We start from the raw sequence: 20208 nt of genomic DNA on the forward strand, positions 1-20208 counted from the left end.
ACCATCACTTGACGGAAATCAAGGTCATCGACGGCACATTTGCAAGTGGCGCAGGAAGGGACCGGGAGTGGTTAGAGAGCCCATCAGCTCTGGAACGGAGTGCCCCACCAAGGCTTCGAACGTTCCAATTACATGTCATCGGACCGCTGACAGCAGCCTCTGACATTGACCATTCGCCCACAGCTTCGATCGCGTGATCGGGCGCCTCTAGCAAACAGCAAACAACAAGGAGGGCTTTGCATGCGCTGCGAGGTGCGGTGGAGTCTATGTTGGGAAAATGAGTTGCAACTGTCCGACCATATCGAACTCACCGAGTTCTTTCGGAAGGCCTATGGGCCTACCGGGGCGTTCAACGCAAAACCATTCGAGGGCAGCCGAAGTTGGGCCGGAGCCAGGCCCGAGCTCCGCGCAATCGCCTACGATTCTCATGGTATCGCCGCCCATATGGGCTTGTTGCGCCGTTTCATCAAGGTAGGCGAGGTCGATCAATTAGTGGCTGAACTAGGGTTGTACGGGGTCCGTCCGGACCTTGAGGGACTCGGAATCTCCCATTCGATCCATGTCATGCTTCCAGTACTGCAGGAGCTTGGCGTTCCATTCGCTTTCGGCACCGTTAGGCACGCGCTGCGCAAGCATGTAGAGCGGTTCGCCCGATACGGTCTGGTGACCATTTTGTCGGGGATTCATGTGCGCTTCACGCTACCAGAGGCGCGCCTCGACAAGCCGCCCACGCGCACCGAAGATGCACTTGTCATCGTTCTGCCAGTCGGACGGTCGATGTCAGACTGGCCCGCCGGTACGACAATTGATCGGAACGGACCAGAGCTGTGACGCGCGTTAAGTACTTTTCCGAAGTGCACAGTGTGTGCACCGACGGTACCGGTCAGCACAGCGTTTATTTGACGTTCGATGACGGGCCTCATCCATTTTGCACACCGGAAATCCTCGATGTGCTGGCTGAACACCGGGTGCCGGCGACATTCTTCGTCATCGGCCAGTACGCGGCCGAACAGCCCAACCTGATCCAACGAATGATTGCCGAAGGGCATGAAGTCGCTAACCACACAATGACTCATCCGGACCTGTCCAAATGCGGACCCGGCGAAATACAGCGTGAAATACTCGAGGCGAACAGAGCCATCACAATTGCATCTCCGCGAGCCTCGGTGCGGCACATCCGCGCTCCGTATGGGATCTGGACCGAAGAAGTGCTCACGGCGTCAGCGGACGCTGGACTGAATGCGGTCCACTGGTCGGTGGATCCGCGAGATTGGTCCAGTCCCGGGGTCGACGCGATTATCGATGGAGTGCTCGACACCGTCCGGCCGGGCGCAATTGTGCTCCTGCACGACGGATGCCCTCCCAGCGAGTTGCAACCAGGCACTGACCGCGGTCTGCGCTACCAGACCATCGTGGCGTTATCCAGCATAATTCCAGCCTTGCAAAGCCGCGGCTTTGTATTCCGCTCGCTTCCTCAAGATTACTGAAGACGAGACTCCCATGAATTTGCTTGACACAACCAGCACTGTCGCCATCTCGCTTTATGCGCTGCTCTCGACTGCCTATAAAAGCATGCAGGCCATTTACTCTGTGCCGGCATACGATTCATCGGCGTCTGAGCGCTTGGCCGGCTTCGACGAACTACCGAGCGTAGATGTCATCGTCCCTTGCTTCAACGAGGATCCGCGCACGCTTTCGGACTGCTTGGCTTCCATTGCGGACCAGGTATACGCGGGGCAACTGCGGGTTTACGTGGTTGATGACGGTTCTGGAAATCGCGACGTCTTGCGACCTGTGCATGAGACCTACGCGCGCGACCCCAGGTTCAAGATCATTCTGCTTCCGCAGAATGTTGGCAAGCGCAAGGCGCAGATCGCCGCGATACGCCGCTCAGATGGAGATATGGTGTTAAACGTCGACTCCGACACGATACTCGCGTCGGACGTCATCTCGAAGCTTGTACCGAAGATGCAAAATCCAGCGGTCGGGGCGGCTATGGGGCAGTTGACGGCCAGCAACCGAGACGACAGTTGGTTGACCAGGTTGATCGACATGGAGTACTGGCTGGCTTGCAACGAGGAGCGTGCTGCACAGGGTCGCTTCGGTGCCGTTATGTGCTGCTGCGGCCCATGTGCCATGTATCGCCGCTCTGCGCTCGTTATGCTGCTGGACCAGTACGAGTCGCAATATTTTCGCGGCAAGCCGAGCGACTTCGGTGAGGATCGCCATCTCACTATTCTCATGCTGAAGGCAGGCTTTCGAACTGAGTACGTGCCGGACGCCATCGCGGCTACAGTCGTTCCTAACAGGCTAAGGCCGTATCTGCGCCAACAACTGCGTTGGGCACGGAGCACGTTTCGGGATACGTTGCTGGGGCTTCGCCTACTGCCCGGCCTTGATCGCTTTCTAACGCTGGACGTGGTCGGACAAAATCTCGGGCCGCTGCTTCTTGCGCTATCGGTACTAACGGGCCTCGCACAGCTTGCACTGACTGGCACCGCGCCTTGGTGGACGATCCTGATGATTGTGGCCATGACCGGCATTCGCTGCAGCATTGTGGCGTTTCGGGCCCGCCAACTTCGATTTCTGGGCTTTTCTTTGCACACATTCATCAACATCTTTCTGTTGCTGCCGTTGAAAGCCTATGCGTTGTGTACATTGAGCAATAGCGACTGGCTGTCGCGCGGCTCCGCCGGCAACTCGTCGAACAAGACGGGGAAACAGGCTCCCATCCAAAGTCCGGTCACTGAATTAAGCAATGCAGAATTCTCGGCACATGCGACGCCGCTTCGAAGGCTCAACCTCGCGCGCGATTCTTCGAGGTTTAGTGACGTCTGACTGCATTTGCAGCGACGAGTGATCGTTACTTTACCAAGGTGGACGAGTTGACACAAAATTATCAATTGCTGAATCGGGAACTGGCCGCAGACGATCCGTGGCGGCTCGACGGCAACCCGTTCGAGCAGAAGCGTTACGCGCAAATGCTCCGATTGTCGCTTGCCGAAGGTCCTATTACACATGCACTCGAAGTCGGATGCGCTGCCGGCGCATTCACTGAGAAATTGGCGCCCCACTGCCAACGGCTCACGGTGATCGATGTCGTGCCGCAAGCAATTGCTCGAGCGCGTCGACGGATGAAGGAGCCGCCGCACATCCTCTGGACGGTCTCCGATGTTCAACAGTTTTCGCCTGATGAGCGGTTCGATCTGATCGTTGTGGCGGAAGTGCTCTACTACGTTGGAGAGATAGCCGATATGCGGGCGGCCGTCCGCAATCTGGTGCGGATGCTTGCGCCAGGTGGGCATCTGGTCTTCGGATCGGCGCGCGATGCCAATTGCCGGCGCTGGGGCCACGCTGCCGGTGCTGAGACGGTCATCGCCATGCTGAACGAGACGTTGATCGAGGTAGAGCAGGTTGAGTGCCGGGGTGAGACGGTCAACGAAGACTGTTTGCTCGCCCGTTTCCGGAATCCGGTTGCTGGTTCCTTATGAATTGAATTGTCGACGTTAGACATTGGAGACACCATGCGCATCTGTGGTATCAAGCTGACCCATGACGGGGCGATCGCGCTTGTCGAGGATGGACGGCTCGTCTTCTGCATTGAGCAGGAGAAGCAGGACAACAATCCGCGATATCAAACCATCGATAATCTCGACGCAGTTGTCGCCGCTTTGGCGCAACACGGTCTGAAACCGCGCGATGTTGATCAATTCGTTATCGACGGCTGGGACGGTGAGGACGAGTCGCAGTTCCAGGTGCTCAGTGGGGTGGCTCCGTTAACTCTTAAAGGGGCGCCTTATGTCGAACGCTACGCCGACGGCCTTCTCGAATGCTTCGACGGCTCCGGTCTGATTCTCGATGACTGGGCTTTTCCTTATAAGAGCTATCCCCATGTAACGGGCCACGTGGCCTCCGCATACTGCACCAGTCCGTTCGCGAAGGCCGGACGACCGGCCTTCTGCCTCGTGTGGGACGGCTGCATCTTCCCGCGCCTTTATTATGTGGATGGCCAAAGCGCCCGGTTCCTCGAATGCCTCTTCCCGGTGATAGGCCAAGCCTACGCTGCCGCGGGCCATTATTTCGGACCTTACAAGAAGGCGAGCCGGGGAGGCTGGGATTTAGGGGTCGCCGGCAAGCTGATGGCCTATATCGCGCTGGGGTCGGTTGATGAAGACATTGTCGCGGTGTTTCAGGAGCTTTACGAGGAGCGCTTTGCGGCCGATACGGAGCTTGCCAGCCGTTACCGTGCAAACATCAATGACGCCGAGACCTCGCTCTTGGCTGTGCATGATTTCTTCGATGCCAGCGTACTCCGATTGGAGGCCAGGTCACCCGAAGATGTGCTTGCATCGTTTCATCTCTTCCTCGAGCGCCTCCTCGTCCACGAAATGACAATGGCCTTGCAGCGCCACTCGTTTCCAGGGCCGCGCAATTTGTGTGTAGCCGGCGGCTGCGGTCTGAACATCAAATGGAACAGTGCACTGCGCGAGACGGGCCTGTTTGATGACGTCTGGGTCCCGCCTTTCCCGAATGACAGCGGCTCTGCAATCGGTGCGGCTTGCTCTGAAATGGTGGCGCAGCAAGGCTTCGTACCGCTGGAATGGTCGGTCTACAGTGGCCCGGCCTTGCAAAGTGGGCATGTGCCAGTCGGATGGGATGCCACGCCTTGCAGCATGCAGGAACTCGCCAACATCCTCGCCAGCAACAAGCCCGTGGTTTTCCTTTCCGGATGCGCCGAGCTTGGACCTCGGGCTTTGGGAGGCAGAAGCATTCTCGCAGCCGCGACTTCGGCGGAAATGAAGGATTTTCTCAACGAAGTAAAATTTCGCGAACACTTCCGGCCGGTGGCGCCGATATGCCTGGAAGACCGTGCGCCGGATATATTCAGCCCCGGAACGCCCGATCCCTACATGTTGTTCGATCACCAGACACGGATGGAATGGCAGGACAAAGTCCCCGCTGTTGTGCACCTTGACGGATCTGCGCGACTGCAAACGATCGCTAGGAGCTCTCAGCACCAAGTCGCCGAACTACTCGTCGAATATGAAAAGCTCACGGGCATTCCGCTGCTTTGCAACACGAGTGCCAATTACCATGGACGCGGCTTCTTCCCGGATGCGGCGGCAGCCTGCGAGTGGGGGCGCGTTGAACACATATGGTGCGACGGCACGCTGTTGACGACCCAGGCAATTCAGCAAAAGCCAGTCGCCAGCGTCTTCACGGGTAGATGAGGGCATGTCCATGCGAGCAATCGATCTTGCCGGCATAACCAAGAGATATGGTGACAAGCTCGTGGTTGACGGGCTGTCGTTGAGCGTGGCGCCGGGCGAATGCTTCGGCCTGCTGGGACCGAACGGCGCGGGCAAAAGCACGATTGCCCGTATGGTCCTCGGCATGACGTCGCCTGATGCGGGGCAGATTACCGTGCTCGGCGTCCCGGTACCGGCGCGGGCCCGCTTGGCGCGCAGGCGCATCGGCGTGGTCCCCCAATTCGACAACCTCGACCCTGAGTTCACCGTACGCGAGAACCTGCTGGTCTACGGGCGCTACTTCGGCATGAGCACAGGCGAGGTCAAAGCGGTTATGCCGTCGCTTCTCGAGTTCGCCCGCCTTGAGAGCAAGGTGGATGCCCGTGTCTCCGAACTGTCCGGCGGCATGAAACGGCGCCTGACGCTGGCGCGTGCGTTGATCAACGACCCGCAGCTGCTTGTAATGGACGAGCCGACCACCGGTCTCGATCCGCACGCTCGCCACCTGATCTGGGAGCGCCTGCGTGCCCTGCTGGCGCGCGGCATGACGATTATCTTGACGACCCACTTCATGGAAGAGGCTGAGCGGTTGTGCGATCGGCTGTGCGTGCTCGAAAGAGGTCGCAACATCGCCGAAGGCCGCCCTCATGCGCTGATCGACGAACTGATCGGGTGCGAGGTCATCGAGATTTACGGCGGCAATCCGCATGAACTGCAATCGCTGATTAGCCCCTACGCCCAACGCATCGAAGTGAGCGGCGAGACACTCTTTTGCTACGCGTCCGATCCGGAGCAGGTGCGCGTGCGGCTGCGCGAGCGCATAGGTTTGCGTGTTCTGCAGCGTCCGCCGAATCTTGAGGATGTGTTTTTGCGGCTGACCGGGCGCGAGATGGAGAAGTGAGCTATGGGTGAAGGTCGTGCCGCGGCTCTGCCCGCCAACGCTTGGAACTGGATCGCCGTGTGGCGACGTAACTATCTGGCATGGAAGAAAGTAGCGCTTGCGTCGATTCTCGGGAATTTGGCCGATCCTATAATCTACCTGTTCGGCCTCGGCCTTGGCCTCGGGATTGTTATAGGTCGCGTTGACGGCACGTCGTACGTTGCTTTTTTGGCAGGCGGCATGGTGGCGACAAGCGCGATGACGTCTGCGACATTCGAGACGATTTACGCGGCTTTCGCTCGGATGCATGCTCAGCGCACCTGGGAAGCGATTCTCTACACACAACTTACGCTCGGCGACATTGTTCTCGGTGAGTTGGCTTGGGCAGCCAGCAAGGCATTTCTCGCCGGTACGGGTATTATGATTGTTGCCACCACGCTGGGCTATGCGGCGTGGCCGTCCATCCTCTATGCGCTGCCAGTCATCGTGCTCACTGGCTTCGCCTTCGCGAGCCTGGCGATGGTCGTCACGGCGCTTGCTCCCAGTTACGACTATTTCGTTTTTTACCAGACGCTCGTCCTCACACCCATGCTGTTCCTGTGCGGCGCGGTCTTTCCGATCAATCAGCTGCCCGGCGCCTTTCGGGAGGCTGCGCAGTTCTTGCCGTTGGCACATGCAATCGAGCTCATTCGTCCAGCAATGCTTGGCCGCCCGGCGGACAGCATCGGTCTGCATATAGGCGCGCTTTGCATCTACGCAGTCTTGCCGTTCTTCCTGTCGGCGGCACTGTTTCGTCGGCGTCTGATGTCTTGACGCTACTCGCCACCAGACGAGAAGGAGAAACGTGATGCAGTCTCGCGAACTTGGCCGCAGCGGCCTGCAGATAAGCGCGCTCGGCCTGGGCACCATGAGCTGGGGAGAGCAGAACACGGAAGCGGAGGCGCACGCGCAACTGGACGCAGCCCTCGATGCCGGCATAAACTTTGTCGATACCGCAGAGATGTACCCTGTGCCACCCCGTGTCGAGACACATGGACTTACGGAGCGTTATATCGGCAGTTGGATACGCAAGACCGGCCGTAGGCAAGACATCGTGCTCGCAACAAAGGCGGTCGGGCCCGCTCGAGCAGGAAAGGCGAACTTACCCTATGTGCGCGACGGCCAGGTCAGCTATACCCGCGCCAACCTGTTCGAGGCCGTAGACGCAAGCCTCCAAAGGCTCGAGACGGACTTTGTCGACCTCTTCCAACTGCACTGGCCTGACCGTAGCACCAACGTCTTCCAGCTGCTCGACTACCAGTACGAGCAAGACGACGATACGGTTCCTATCCTTGAGACGCTGGAAGCGTTGGACGCGCTCGTCAAGAGCGGCCGCATTCGTCACATCGGGCTCTGCAACGAAACGCCTTGGGGCCTGGCGCGCTTCCTCCATCACGCGGAGGCACAAGGGCTAGCCCGCGTGATAAGCACTCAGAATCCGTACAATCTGCTCAACCTGGATTTCGAGTATGGTCTCGCCGAGACGGCGCTGCGCGAACAGGTGGGACTGCTTGCATACTCGCCGCTTGCCATGGGGACGCTGACTGGGAAATACCTGGATGGCCAGCGGCCAACTGGCTCGCGGCTGAACTTGTTCGGGCGGTTCTTCCGCTACAGCAACGAGAGGGCGCAGCATGCGGCGCTCGCATATACGACGCTCTTTCGTGAACATGGCATCGATCCGGTGCACGGCGCGTTGTCGTTTGTCAGGGGCCGTCCATTTGTCGCAAGCACTCTGGTAGGCGCTACCTCCGTGCAGCAACTGCAGCATAACATTGCCAGCCTGGAAGTCAGCCTGTCAGGCGAAATACTGGATGGAATCCAGTCGATCTATCAGCGCTATGGAACGGCGCCGCCGTAACTCGGGTGTTGGGCTCCTGGTGCAAACTCACGCCGCCGATAGTGGTGCCGTGACTGTGTTTGGGAAAACTGCCTAACGAGTCACGGGGGGCGAGACATGCGAACTCGGGCCGATATTAAGCGACCGCAGATTCTTGCACTGGGGCACCCCCCCAATCCTTCGTGAACTATTTTCAGTCGGGAACACATGCAATGACCCACTCCCAACCAGCGCCTGCGCCATTTGTGATCCTTGGGATGCCAAGGACTGGAACGCACTACCTCGAAGAGTTGCTGAACGAGCACCCGAACGTGTCGAGCAACGGTGAGCTACTCAACAGGTATGATGCCAATTGGCCCGATAAGGACCGCCTGCAACGCAGCGATCACGAGCTCCTTGAGCTCGCATATTTGCGCTTCCCGGCACGGAGCGACAAGAAGGTCACGCATGTTGGATGCAAGATCAACGAACCGCAGTTTCATGAACGTCCAGGCTTTTTTGACGAGCTGGCGCGTTGGCCGGGGCTCAAGGTCATCCTCTTGTCTCGCAGAAATACATTGGAGTCGCTGCGCTCGTTGGTGCAGGCAAGGCAAAGCCGCCAATGGCTCAAATTCAGCTCGGATGACGATACGGCTCCGCCGCCACGGGTAAAATTGCCGATCGCCTCCTGCGAAGACTACTTCAAGGCCGCTGACGATTTCCACGCGCGAGTTGCGCACTCCTACGCTTCGACCAGCTTGCTTGAGATCGAGTACGAAAGGCTTCTTCTTGAACCCGCGGCATGCTTGGAAACGACTTGGCGATTTTTGGGGGTTCAGCCGCTGCAACTTTCTGGCCGCGCTACTCTTCAGCGCCTGGAAAAGCGGCCGCTGGAGGAAACCGTAGAGAATTTCGAAGAGTTGCGGCGTCACTTCGCAGGCGGACCTTACGCGAGATTCTTCGAGCTCGATGACGCTATAGTCCCGCAGGGATAAGTGATATGTCTCTTTCCCACCTTCGGCGACTTGAAGCTGAAGCAATTCACGCCATTCGCGAAGTTGTTGCGACGTTTTCAAATCCGGTTGTACTTTATTCTATCGGAAAAGACTCTTCGGTCTTGTTGCATCTGGCGATGAAGGCGTTTTTTCCGTCCAAGCCACCTTTCCCTTTCCTCCATGTGGACACCACATGGAAGTTTCGCGAAATGATCGAATTCCGCGACAGGATGGCGAAGGAGCGCGGCTTCGATCTTCTGGTCCATACCAATCAGGACGGCCTGGACCAGGGCATCGGACCATTTTCGCACGGGTCGAATATTCACACGCACATCATGAAGACGGTTGCCTTGCGGCAGGCGCTCGACAAATACGGATTTGATGCAGCGCTCGCGGGCGCCCGGCGCGACGAAGAGAAGTCGCGCGCCAAGGAGCGCATATTCTCGATCCGCAATGGCCAGCACGGCTGGGATCCCAAACACCAGCGTCCCGAACTTTGGAAAACCTACAATACGCGCATTCGTCCAGGCGAGACGATGCGGGTGTTTCCGCTTTCGAATTGGACCGAATTCGACATCTGGCAATACATCATGACCGAGGACATACCGATCGTGCCGCTTTATTTTGCGGCGAGACGCCCGGTGGTTGAGCGTGATGGCATGCTGATCATGGTCGACGACGATCGCATGCCTCTTCAGCCGGAGGAGAGCGTGACCGAACGGCTTGTGCGCTTCCGCACGCTCGGCTGCTATCCGCTCACGGGCGCGATCGAGTCGGAAGCCGCGACCGTCGCCGACATATTGCGCGAGATGCTGACGGTGCGCACCTCCGAGCGACAGAGCCGGCTCATCGACCGGGACGAGGCCGGCGCGATGGAGAAGAAGAAGCGGGAGGGCTACTTCTGATGTCCTATCTTCCTACTCTTGCGCCGCTCGACATCCAGGCGCACCTGGCCGACCAGGACAACAAGTCGATCCTTCGATTTATAACCTGCGGTTCGGTGGATGACGGCAAGTCGACATTGATCGGCCGGCTGCTGTTCGATGCGAAGCTGGTCTATGAGGACCAGCTTGCCAATCTGGGGCGCGTCGGCGCGCAGCGCAGCGCGAACGGTGACGACATTGATCTCGCCCTTCTCCTGGACGGTCTCGAGGCCGAACGCGAGCAGGGCATCACCATCGATGTGGCCTATCGTTATTTTTCGACCTCGAAGCGCAAGTTCATCGTGGCCGACACTCCGGGACACGAAGAATATACCCGCAACATGGTCACCGGGGCCTCGACGGCGGCTCTTGCGGTGCTGCTGATCGACAGCCGCCAGGGGGTTCTCTCGCAAACACGACGCCACTCCTACATTGCGTCGCTGCTCGGCATCCGCCATGTCGTGCTGGCAGTGAACAAGATCGACCTTGTGGGCTACAGCCAGACGGTGTTCGAGGGGATAGCGGAAGACTATCTGCACTTTGCGCGCGAACTTGGCTTTCAGAGCATCAAGCCGATACCCATTTCGGCGCGCTATGGCGATAACGTCATCGCCAACTCGGAGAAGACGCCCTGGTACCAGGGTGCCGCCCTTCTCGAATATCTCGAAACGATCGACTTCGATCGCCAGGAGGCGCAGAAGCCGTTCCGCTTTCCCGTTCAACTGGTCATGCGGCCCGACGCGAACTTCCGGGGATATGCGGGGCAGATAGCGTCCGGCAAGATTTCGGTCGGCGACCAGGTGATCGTCGCCAAATCGGGGCAGCGTACCTCGATCAGGAGCATCGTGACCTATGACGGCGAAGTTGAGAAGGCCGTGGAAGGCGAGGCGGTCACGCTGGTGCTTTCGGACGAGGTGGAGGTTTCCCGCGGCAACATGTTGGCCGCACCAGGCGCCAGACCCTTCGTTGCAGATCAGTTCCAGGCCCACATGATCTGGTTCGATCCGAGCCCAATGATCCCCGGGCGAAGCTATATCCTGCGCACGGAGACGGACAGCGTGAATGCGACTGTTACCGCGCTCAAGCACCAGGTCAACATCAACAGCTTCGTGCGCGAGGCGGCGAAGTCCCTGCAGATGAACGAAATCGGCGTCTGCAATATCTCGACCCAGGCGCCGATCGTCTTCGACGCATACAAGGACGACCGGACGACAGGCAACTTCATCATCGTCGACCGGATTTCCAATGCGACGGTCGGTGCGGGGATGATCGATTTCCCGCTGCGTCGCGCCGACAACGTCCATTGGCAGGCGACCGACGTCAACAAGGGCGCGCGCAGCGCGATGAAGAACCAGCGGCCCGCGGTCCTCTGGTTCACCGGGCTCTCCGGTTCGGGAAAATCGACGATCGCCAATGCCCTCGACAAGGTTCTGCATGCGCGTGGCAAGCATACCTACCTGCTGGACGGCGACAATGTGCGCCACGGTCTCAATCGGGACCTTGGCTTCACCGACGAGGATCGGGTGGAAAACATCCGCCGCGTGGCGGAAGTGGCGAAGCTCATGGCGGATGCCGGCCTGATCGTGCTCGTATCCTTCATTTCTCCGTTCCGCGACGAACGGCGGATGGCGCGCGAACTGATGGAAAAGGGCGAGTTCATCGAGATATTCGTCGATACCCCCCTGGAAGAATGCGCACGCCGCGATCCGAAGGGCCTCTATGAAAAGGCGCTGGCGGGCAAGATTACGAATTTCACCGGCATTTCTTCGCCCTATGAGGCCCCCGAAAATCCGGAACTGCATCTTCACACGGTTGGCCACGAGCCGATCTCGCTGGCCCTCAAGATCGAGGAATATCTCGACCAGATGACGGAGGAGAAATGACGTCCTTGTGTGAGGTGCTCGAGCGCATCGCCATCGATGCCGGCGAGGCGATCCCTGGCGTCTCCCGTGCCAAGGTGTCGTGCATGGGCGTGCGGCGATCATCGTCTTTGAAGAACTGACGACGGCGTTTCGAGTGCTCCTATCACTGTCAAGGAGCCGTAGTTCAGGGCGTGCTCCGATGATACTGGCCGACGGAAGGAACATCCTGATGGAGTTGCGGGAGGTGGTCGAAGAGTGGGTTAGACGCTTCAATAGGTGTGACGCGGTCGCCGTTGCAGAGCTGTATCGTGAAGACGCCCTGCATCTTCCGGCAAGGCAGCATTGCGTGGAAGGTCGCTCTGCAATCCAAAAAATGTTTGAGCGGGATTTTGCGGCGGCGGGAATGACCTGCGTTCCAGCGGTGATATACGAAATAGGTGCTAGCGTAGTACTCGAATGGCGCGATCCATCGGGCCGGCGCGGATGTGGCGCCTTTGCTGTCCGCGATAGTCGCATCGCCTTTGCCTACTGGGACGAAACGTGCATCCTTTCGGATACAAAATCTTCCACTTGAATGATTGTCGAGAATGACTTTGAAGCCGACTCCGAAAACGCGGTGCTGCTGACCTATACGCGGGCCGTCATTCTCAGCCAACGCGTGAAATCTGATCAGGCGGTAGCCAAATCGCATTGGAAGAAGCTGGGACGCGAGCCCGAACAACGACCGCATCGGACCGGCTGGCTCCGAAGGTACGAGCCCTTTGTTGAAGAAGGTCGTAGCTATCGGTGGATCGTCCGTGATCCGCCATCAGTAAGAAAACGGTTGCAGACATGGCGACGCGAAGCCGCTCGGAAGGCAAATGACGAAGTCCGCCCACTGCCGCAGTTCAGTTATCCGTACGGCAACGACCGTGGCACCGCGCCAATTGCTGTCATTGGCTCGGCTTGGGTGAATAGCCGATTTCGGGCCGTCAGCGGACTGGCAGCTCAGTTCGGGCGAGTTCGCAAAAGCAGACATTAGCAGGGCGGTTGGAGAATTGGGTAATGCCGCAAGCTGGACGGAGTGTTAGCAAGTGGGGAAATTTAGCTCACCGATTACATCTCAATCCAAAGGTGATCGATCCGTATCAGCGATAACCCCGGCTTCCGTCTGTGATTGGATGTCAGCGCGGCGACGCGAAGCGTTTCGTCATGCTCGACCAAAGCAAGCCCGTCATCGGCTGACCATCCCTCGACCGGCTCCGCGACAATGCCATCCAGCCACTCGTCTAACTGTCCTTGCCAGAACGCCACATTCCCGCTCTGGACATAGCCGATCATGGCAGCGCGCGCGTGCGCTGCCCCATGATGCCCTGCCTTAAACCGCTGAACCCCTCCTGCGGTCCTAAACTTGTCGAAGAGATATTCGCGCTCATCGCGATCAGCAGCCACTGGTGTGGGAAGCCGCTTGCATTCGATCGGTAAGACGGTCTGATATTCGGTGTATCGGCGGGTGCCGATCCAAATGACCTCGCCGCGCGGTGCGACCGACAGGTCGATCGCCCGCCGCCCGTCACTCTCGTCCGGCTCCTCGCGCTTGAACTGGACGATATCCCACCCCGGCGCGTGACGCGTGAGGCTGCTCAGCCGCGAGCAGAGTTGGGAGGTCAGCTTTGTCTCGCCGGTCGCGGCCTCTCGCTCAGGGTCGTCGCGCCAGTCGGGAAGCGTATTCGCGATGAACTTGATGAGTGAACTCAGCCATTCACCCGGCAGATGGACCCCTGCGTCAAGCGCCCCGGCATGGCCAGTATTGTCACCCTCGTCCGCCAACATTCAGAAACCTTGCGCTCGCAGATCGGCCATGACGTCGTCGGCATCTCGGAGCGCGATCGAACCAGTCCAGAAGCGATGTCGGTCGGGCTTGAGCAGAAACAGGAAGTTCTCGTCATAGAGTCTTACGATGCGCGTGATCGTCAGGCTCGTACCGCGCTTCTCTCGCAGCAGCGCGTCAAGCTTGCCGCGCAGCTCGTCGGCACCGGACCAATCGACGGCGCCCTTCCCGAACACGTATGCCTTGCAGATCGTGCCGGACCACAATTGTGCCGGTAGCGCGCGAATGGGCGAGCGCCCATAGACAGCCTCGAGCTGCCGCTTGAAGATGTCATCGAACGCGGCCAGCGCCTCTACCGGCACGGTGCGCATGACCGGCGCACCCGTGCCGAGTCGAATGAAATCGCGCTGATGCTCGACGATGTCGGAGGCAATGATCCGCTCATTGGCGCTGAGGTCGAGGTTCTGATTTTCCGGATAGGGGAGTGCCAGCACGTCGGCATTGAGGATCGCCGTGGCACGCTGCGTGAACAGACGCGGGCTGATCCCTGCTATATAGGCGCGCAGAACCGTCGATTCTCGCTCCAACCACCGTTCGATCGTCCGCAGTTGTTCAATCTGTTCGCGAGGCGCCGCGAGGCCGACGATCTCGTGTTTGTACGTGAGGTAATGCTCGTCCCACAGCCCGTGATATAAGTCCTCATGCTCCTTGATGAGCAGCAGGGGCGGCGTAAAGCGACGTTCGGTCTTCGTGTCCTTGATTGCTTGTTTGGGAACAATGCCGAACGACGCGATATCGATGCCACGGTAGGAAAGTCCGGTCGTCGGCAACAGCGTCTTGCCAATTATATGATCAGCCGGCTTCGCAATGCCTTTCTGTCCGGCGATATAGCCTTCCCCGAAATCCCATTGCTGCTTGACCGCATAGTCGCGCAGGGTCGGATATTTGCGCAGTCGCTGGATAAAATCATGTACCCGGCCGCCGCCAAGCAGATTGGCGCGCCAAATATCGCGTGAAATCGCGGCATCGGCGCTCTGCACCCAGTGGAGGTCGTAGTAATCGATGTCGAAACCTTGCTCGGCGGTCGCGCGACCGTTGCGGCGAAAGACGGCATGGAGAAGCCGGCTATCTGGACGTGGTGGCGCGGCCTCGCCGACCACCACGACGACCTTGGGATCGGCATCACCCTTCTTGAACAGTCCGCGCACCGAGACGAAGTCGAGTAACTCGCGCACGTTCCAGTGCTTAAAGAACGTGTGCCTGAAGCCTAACGCATTCTGATTATAGAGAAAGCCCGACGGCTCGATCATTGCTAGCACGCCGCCCGCTTCGAGCACCTTCATCGCCTCGTGCAGAAACAGATAGGCGATCTGCTTATCGGCAAGCCCGCCATGTTCGCGAACATAGTCTCTTGCACAGGCGAGCGCCGCATCTGTCGTAAGCGACGACTCGAATGGAGGGTTGCCGACCACCACCGCGACCGGTGCCTTTATCAGGCCACGCGCCTTCGCCTCGAAGAAGCAGCTCGCGTGCAATGTCTCGCCGCCGAGGCGGGGGAACAGTTTAATGCTCCTGCGGATCTCCTCCGGTTGAAGGGCATCGCATAAGCTCAAGCAAAGGCTAAACGCCGCCAGTTCAACCGCGGCTTCCTCAAGGTCGATGCCATGAACACGCTGTAGAAGTTGGCGAAGTTCATCGACGCCGGGACGGACCCAACCATTGCGCGAGCGCCAATGGAGCACGAGCCGCTTGTAAGCCTCGACAAGAAAAACGCCCGAGCCGCATGCAGGATCGAGGATGACACCTTCGCCGGACATGAGCGCATCGATCCGCTCCCAGCTCAGCACCTCCTCGAGCATCAGGCGGACCAAGGCAGGTGGGGTATAGATCGAGCTCGCGGCGTCCTTCACGAACAGCTGGTAGATATTGCTGATCAGCTCGACGGGGAGATCGCGGAACGAGTAAAGGCGCCAGAAGCTCGCCTGGCCGGACTCATCCTCATAGCCTTGAACGAGCCGGGCATAGCTTGACAGCTCAACGCTCGTCGCTAAGGCTTCGCGTTCATTCTCGCCAAGCCGAAAGACATGGCCATTGAAGCGTTCTTCGAGCGCGCCGAGCAGCTTGACCAAGGCGGGACCATTACCGAGCACTTCGAAGAAGCGGCTCGCGCCGGGCAAAGCCCAGTCGAAATCCTCGGGAAGCAAGACCGACCGCTCTTCGAGATAGGCTATGAGCAGCGAGAGGATCAGCAAGCGGCGACGCAAGCCGGCGCTGAGAAGCTCGCTCTCGGCGAGCTGCTTCGCAAGCACACGCACACCGGCGACCAGCTTGCGATGCGCCGACTTGGTGGCCGACAACATGCGCTTGCACGCGTCGGGATCATCCCAAATCGCACCGTTGCGAATGCGCTCTGCGTCCCACCAGACATCGAGCTTGGCTATTTCGGCGCCGATCCGCAGCGTATCGTTCGGGTTGTATACCGGAACATCATCAGGACCCGCGAAATCCGGCTTATGCGCGCAACGGAATAGCTGGATCACGCCCGGTGCTGCTCGATAGACCAGCGGAACGCCGCCCCAGCTCCACAGACGCTTGTGCAATTCGGCGAAGCGCCGTTCGTCCGGATGGTCCTTAGCATCGAAGATGAAGGCTTGCGCGACAGGTGGGTGACCGTGCCGCTGAGCCTCGAAGAACACGGCGCGCGCGCCATAGGAGCGAGCGCGCTCCACCATTGCCACAACCTCAGGCCGCTGGCCGTGAGGGTCGAACTCTGCCACGGATACGAGGCCGTCGACGCTGGGGACGCCGGCGTCGTCGCCGATCGCAAACAGCCATTGCGCGCCCGCAAAGGCGGCGCTGGACTCCTGCATAGTCATGCGCCCGTTCCCACCGTCTGCCTTACTCGAAGTTGCGTCATTTCTGGCGCATCTTCCGGGACAGACCGAAACCTTCCTTCAGGAGCTCAGTCATCGTAATCCCCTGCGCAACGGCGAAGCCCTTGAACTGCTTCTTGAAGTCCGAGCTGACCTTGAAGTTGAGTGATTTATTCTCGCTGTCCGCCGGCTCGTCGGTCGCAGCCGCGGCAGGATCCTTAGTGGTCATGCGTTCCCCTCGCTGCGATCGGCGCACTGCTATATCCAGCCGCAAGAAAAACAGAATTCGGGGTTTCTGGCAATCCACAAATACGGAATGTGGGAAAAAACGAAATCCGGAAATAACGAAATCCGGAAATAACGAATTCGGGGTTTCTTTACCCAATTGGTGCAAGGTCTTTGAGGCATGGCGTATCGAGGTCCGGTTGCTGCAGTAAATCAGTAACCCCAATAGCTTCGGGTAATCCTTCGGCTAAGCGAATGGCCGCTTTCAGGATCAGGTGCCGATTTGCTAAACGGTCGGGATGGGGCGCAAGCGGCCAACGATGACGCCGCCTCTAAGGCTGCTTCGGGCCCGTACCGGAAATTTAGGTCGGTATCCACGAGCGGCAGGAGTGGGTCGTACCCTACCGCCTATAAAACGCCCGTCCAAAGTCTGTTGTCTGGCGAAACCGGCCATATTGGCGCACTACCGGAACTGACCCCTTGTGGACCAATCCATCTGCCGTTCAACGAATGAACGATCGACCACTTGGCGGTGCTGCTGGTTCTCAGCGCGCTGTCGCTCGAGGCCGCGGGACAAGTGCCTAGTCCGCGTCTCCCGGTCCTTCTCGGCAGGCGTCCTATTCAATCTACCTAGCTCACGTTCGGTTGTGGCATAAGTCGAGGCCATTTTTGACCTTGATCCAGCGGTTTCGATTGGCGCGGCGATACTCATCGCTTACGCGACGGGGCATCGGCGCTTACACGATTTTGGAGCGGCCGTTGGTGCTGAGCTGTTGAAAGCTCCTCGGCGGCGGCGCCGGATAAACCTTCGCGCCCGCAATTTTCCTTCGATTGCGTCGTCTGGTTCAGTCGGTTCTGGGGTCAATCCGCGGTCATCTGTGTGCCAAGTGCTGGCACGCACCGCACGAGGAAGACGGCGGAGGTGCGCCATGTTCAATATTCACTTCGTCATCGTGCGCAGGAGCCTACAGTGTCGCTGACAGCGGTGGCTCCAGCTTCATACTGGGCGGGAGACGACAAAGCGCACCCTCCGCCGGGTACACGCGTTGTTAGAACTTCGACAACTGTCAGACATCGCACAAGATGCCGTGGGTGCGCTCCAGTTGTTCTGAAACAATGTTTCCATCGGCACAATGCTTGCATGCCATTCCGCAAACGCGCTGCCTTCGGATGAGGAACGGCTCGCCAGCATACGGTGGTCGCCGCGACGACGGCGTTAGCCGATGTAACCCCGACGGTAGCTGTGCCGGCGTGACGGTACCGTCTTTGTGGTGGGGGTAGAGCTCGCTCACTAACGGCCTATCTGGTCGATCTTCAGGAAAGGGGTCGAATGACACTTCACATCAGGATTTGTCGGCAAGAAGATCACGGACGGAATGCGTCGAACTTTGCAAGCTCATTACCGTGGGATGCCATGCAGTACCATCCATGTGATGAATTGCTCCAGCTGGCCGGCAGCTCGCAAAGCAATGCTGCAGCGACGTCGCTTAGCCAATCAAAAAGTCCAGCGGAGGCTGCAGCAGGTACGGTCGGCGTAAGGCGTCGCTTCCGGGCATCATTCCCACTTTTTGTTTTCGGCGCTTTCTGCGCGACTTCGACAGTCGCCATGGCGGCCGAGGAAACGATCTATGCTGCGCCCGACAGCAGCCACGTACTTGTTGGTGGTGTCGGCTACACTCAGCTCAGGGCCAACGAGCTTGTCTACGACTCCGCGGGCAATCGTGTCAGCAAATTGATCTGGGAAAGCGATGCGCCAGTTCTGACGACCGGCTTCAAGGCTGCGCTTGGTAACAGCTGGACCATCGCAGCCAACTCCGTGATCGGGTTCTCAGGCGAGAGCCGCATGGAGGACTATGATTGGTATGGCTTTTCGCCGGGTTTCGGTCAAGGGGATTGGGCGTCGCGAAGCATAAGCCCCGACACCGCGCTTGATCGCTACATCAATCTTGACATTGCAGCCGGTCGCGACTTCGGGATCAATGATGCCACAACCATCAACCTGCATGGCGGCTTCAAGTACACCGACGTGAAATGGACCGCTTATGGCGGCACAATTATCTATAGCGGTAGGGCCTTCCGAGACACCCAGAAAACTTTCGAACCCGGCAAAGGCGTCATTAGCTACGAACAGCGTTATCCCGGCGTTTTCCTCGGCGCCGAGACAATCACAAGACTCGGCGATTGGACTCTCTCCGGTCTGCTGCGCGGAGGCCTAGTGATCGATGCAAGTGACATCGACGACCACTGGCTTCGCACAATGCATAGCAAAGGCGAATTCGGCACGGAGCCTTTCGTCTCGTTCGGCGCCAAGGCCAATTATCAAGTGACTGACCGCGTCAACCTCTTCCTGGCCGGCAATTTCGATAAGTATTTTCGCAAGAAAGGCGACTGGACGATCGATAAGTCGAAGGATACCGCGACAGGAACCTACAAGAATAGAACCGGCATGGACCTCCAGGCCTTTACGATATCGGCTGGCTTCAAACTCACGTTCTGATTCCTCGAACCGGTGCGGCAACTTCGGGTTTGCGGTCAGCTAAGCGAACTGCTCTCACGGGATAGCCATTTCCGGCCACGTGGACGAGGCGACTAAACGATGATCGGAATGGCTTTGTCCTCGCTGTTGTCAAAGCAGCCGGCCTCGGGCGTCAATGAGCGCACAGCCCGCCAGTAGCTGATCTGCTTCAAGCTGTCGCAGTTGGCGGAGCGAGGACAAGAGGCAGATGACTCGACAGTCGAAATACGACGTACCATCGCCGACGGCTGCCGGTTCTCGGCGCCCTGTCGCGCGAGACCGCGGGACGAGTGCGTAGTCTGCGGCGTCGGCGTTCCAGGCCCTCTCGGCAATGCGTCCTCCACATGGCACACGTTTGGTGGCGGTCGCAAGCGAGCGATAGGCACCCGAGCACCGATGCTGATCCCGATGGCAGCCAATGACCGCTGGTCGCTGGACTTCGTGTCGGATCAACTCACCGATGGACGCAGGTTCCGGGTTCTGACGGTCGTCGACGATTGCACGAGGGAATGCCTGGCACTCGTCGCCGATACATCGCTTTCCGGTCTGCGGGTTGCCCGTGAGCTTGACCGGATCATCGAGGCGCGCGGCAAACCCAGGATGATCGTCAGTGACAACGGTAGCGAGTTCACCAGCAACGCGATCCTGCAATGGACGGACCGGGCCAAGGTGGATTGGCACTACATCGCGCCTGGCAAGCCGATCCAGAACGCCTTCATCGAAAGCTTCAATGGGCGGCTGCGAGACGAGCTCTTGAATGAAACCCTCTTCTCGTCACTGACCCATGTTCGATCAGCGCTTTCAACCTGGCGCAGCGATTACAACGACCACCGACCGCACTCTGGCCTCAGCTGGCTGACACCCGCCGAGTTCGCTCAGACCATCAACCCGCGACGCGATGCGGTGCTGCGCAGCCGAAATGGCTCCGCACCGCAACCCGCCGCTACCGACCCAAACACAGCAACCCAAAACCGCTGGAGCGAACTCAAAGCTGGATAAAACTTGGGGGCAAGGCCAC

General features: G+C 58.9%; 18 protein-coding genes and 1 pseudogene. 16 read left to right on the forward strand and 3 right to left on the reverse strand.

The window, feature by feature from the left end; translation table 11 throughout:
• Positions 1 to 240 precede the first annotated feature (240 nt).
• From ACFHWW_RS04385 to ACFHWW_RS04450, 14 genes are all read left to right on the forward strand, one after another.
• Positions 241 to 831, forward strand: a complete 591-nt coding sequence (locus tag ACFHWW_RS04385) for a NodA family N-acyltransferase (RefSeq protein WP_379937364.1) — start codon at positions 241 to 243, stop codon at positions 829 to 831.
• Complete coding sequence (gene nodB, locus ACFHWW_RS04390) at positions 828 to 1487, forward strand: chitooligosaccharide deacetylase NodB (protein ID WP_379937365.1); 660 nt, start codon at positions 828 to 830, stop codon at positions 1485 to 1487. Before ACFHWW_RS04385 ends, nodB begins: the two co-directional genes overlap by 4 nt.
• Before the next feature lie 13 nt (positions 1488 to 1500).
• Positions 1501 to 2838 carry a chitooligosaccharide synthase NodC gene (nodC, locus tag ACFHWW_RS04395; protein ID WP_379937366.1) on the forward strand — a complete coding sequence of 446 codons (1338 nt, stop codon included), beginning with the start codon at positions 1501 to 1503 and terminating at the stop codon, positions 2836 to 2838.
• A 38-nt stretch (positions 2839 to 2876) separates the two neighbouring features.
• Positions 2877 to 3491, forward strand: coding sequence for a nodulation methyltransferase NodS (nodS, locus tag ACFHWW_RS04400; RefSeq protein WP_379937367.1), 615 nt, complete (start codon positions 2877 to 2879; stop codon positions 3489 to 3491).
• 33 nt (positions 3492 to 3524) lie between these two features.
• Positions 3525 to 5231, forward strand: a complete 1707-nt coding sequence (gene nodU, locus ACFHWW_RS04405; RefSeq protein WP_379937368.1) for a nodulation protein NodU — start codon at positions 3525 to 3527, stop codon at positions 5229 to 5231.
• A gap of 4 nt (positions 5232 to 5235) precedes the next feature.
• Positions 5236 to 6150: a nodulation factor ABC transporter ATP-binding protein NodI gene (gene nodI / locus ACFHWW_RS04410; protein WP_379937369.1), complete on the forward strand. Its 915-nt coding sequence runs from the start codon at positions 5236 to 5238 to the stop codon at positions 6148 to 6150.
• Between the two features lie 3 nt (positions 6151 to 6153).
• Entirely contained in the window at positions 6154 to 6942 is a 789-nt protein-coding gene (locus ACFHWW_RS04415; protein ID WP_379937370.1) for an ABC transporter permease, read from the forward strand.
• 34 nt (positions 6943 to 6976) lie between these two features.
• Positions 6977 to 8029, forward strand: a complete 1053-nt coding sequence (locus tag ACFHWW_RS04420) for an NADP(H)-dependent aldo-keto reductase (RefSeq protein ID WP_379937371.1) — start codon at positions 6977 to 6979, stop codon at positions 8027 to 8029.
• A gap of 191 nt (positions 8030 to 8220) precedes the next feature.
• Complete coding sequence (locus ACFHWW_RS04425; protein WP_379937372.1) at positions 8221 to 8982, forward strand: sulfotransferase; 762 nt, start codon at positions 8221 to 8223, stop codon at positions 8980 to 8982.
• Between the two features lie 5 nt (positions 8983 to 8987).
• Entirely contained in the window at positions 8988 to 9887 is a 900-nt protein-coding gene (gene cysD / locus ACFHWW_RS04430) for a sulfate adenylyltransferase subunit CysD (RefSeq protein ID WP_180942885.1), read from the forward strand.
• The gene (gene cysN / locus ACFHWW_RS04435; RefSeq protein ID WP_379937373.1) at positions 9887 to 11788 is read left to right on the forward strand and encodes a sulfate adenylyltransferase subunit CysN; all 1902 of its coding nucleotides are present in this window, start codon (positions 9887 to 9889) and stop codon (positions 11786 to 11788) included. Before cysD ends, cysN begins: the two co-directional genes overlap by 1 nt.
• Entirely contained in the window at positions 11785 to 11907 is a 123-nt protein-coding gene (locus ACFHWW_RS04440; protein ID WP_379937374.1) for a hypothetical protein, read from the forward strand. The genes cysN and ACFHWW_RS04440 overlap by 4 nt, the downstream gene beginning before the upstream one ends.
• Positions 11908 to 11966: 59 nt before the next feature.
• Positions 11967 to 12341: a YybH family protein gene (locus ACFHWW_RS04445; RefSeq protein ID WP_379937375.1), complete on the forward strand. Its 375-nt coding sequence runs from the start codon at positions 11967 to 11969 to the stop codon at positions 12339 to 12341.
• A complete protein-coding gene (locus ACFHWW_RS04450; protein WP_379937377.1) occupies positions 12342 to 12788 on the forward strand; it encodes a hypothetical protein in 447 nt (148 codons plus the stop codon).
• Positions 12789 to 12862: 74 nt separating this feature from the next.
• Here ACFHWW_RS04450 and ACFHWW_RS04455 read toward each other — a convergent pair whose 3' ends face one another.
• The 3 genes from ACFHWW_RS04455 to ACFHWW_RS04465 form a co-directional block, all read right to left on the reverse strand.
• Positions 12863 to 13579: a hypothetical protein gene (locus tag ACFHWW_RS04455; protein ID WP_379937378.1), complete on the reverse strand. Its 717-nt coding sequence runs from the start codon at positions 13577 to 13579 to the stop codon at positions 12863 to 12865.
• Positions 13580 to 15829, reverse strand: coding sequence for a class I SAM-dependent DNA methyltransferase (locus tag ACFHWW_RS04460; protein WP_379937379.1), 2250 nt, complete (start codon positions 15827 to 15829; stop codon positions 13580 to 13582).
• A 661-nt stretch (positions 15830 to 16490) separates the two neighbouring features.
• On the reverse strand, positions 16491 to 16679 hold the full coding sequence (locus ACFHWW_RS04465) for a hypothetical protein (protein WP_379937381.1): 189 nt from the start codon (positions 16677 to 16679) through the stop codon (positions 16491 to 16493).
• Positions 16680 to 18005: 1326 nt separating this feature from the next.
• Here ACFHWW_RS04465 and ACFHWW_RS04470 point away from each other — a divergent pair.
• Both ACFHWW_RS04470 and ACFHWW_RS04475 read left to right on the forward strand, forming a co-directional pair.
• Positions 18006 to 19172, forward strand: coding sequence for an omptin family outer membrane protease (locus ACFHWW_RS04470; RefSeq protein WP_379937382.1), 1167 nt, complete (start codon positions 18006 to 18008; stop codon positions 19170 to 19172).
• Positions 19173 to 19550: 378 nt separating this feature from the next.
• A pseudogene (locus tag ACFHWW_RS04475) lies at positions 19551 to 20189 on the forward strand (IS3 family transposase); the annotation flags it as partial.
• Between the last annotated feature and the right edge of the window lie 19 nt (positions 20190 to 20208).

The sequence above is a fragment of the Sinorhizobium sp. P24N7 genome, from assembly GCF_042436655.1.
Lineage (GTDB): Bacteria > Pseudomonadota > Alphaproteobacteria > Rhizobiales > Rhizobiaceae > Sinorhizobium > Sinorhizobium meliloti_A.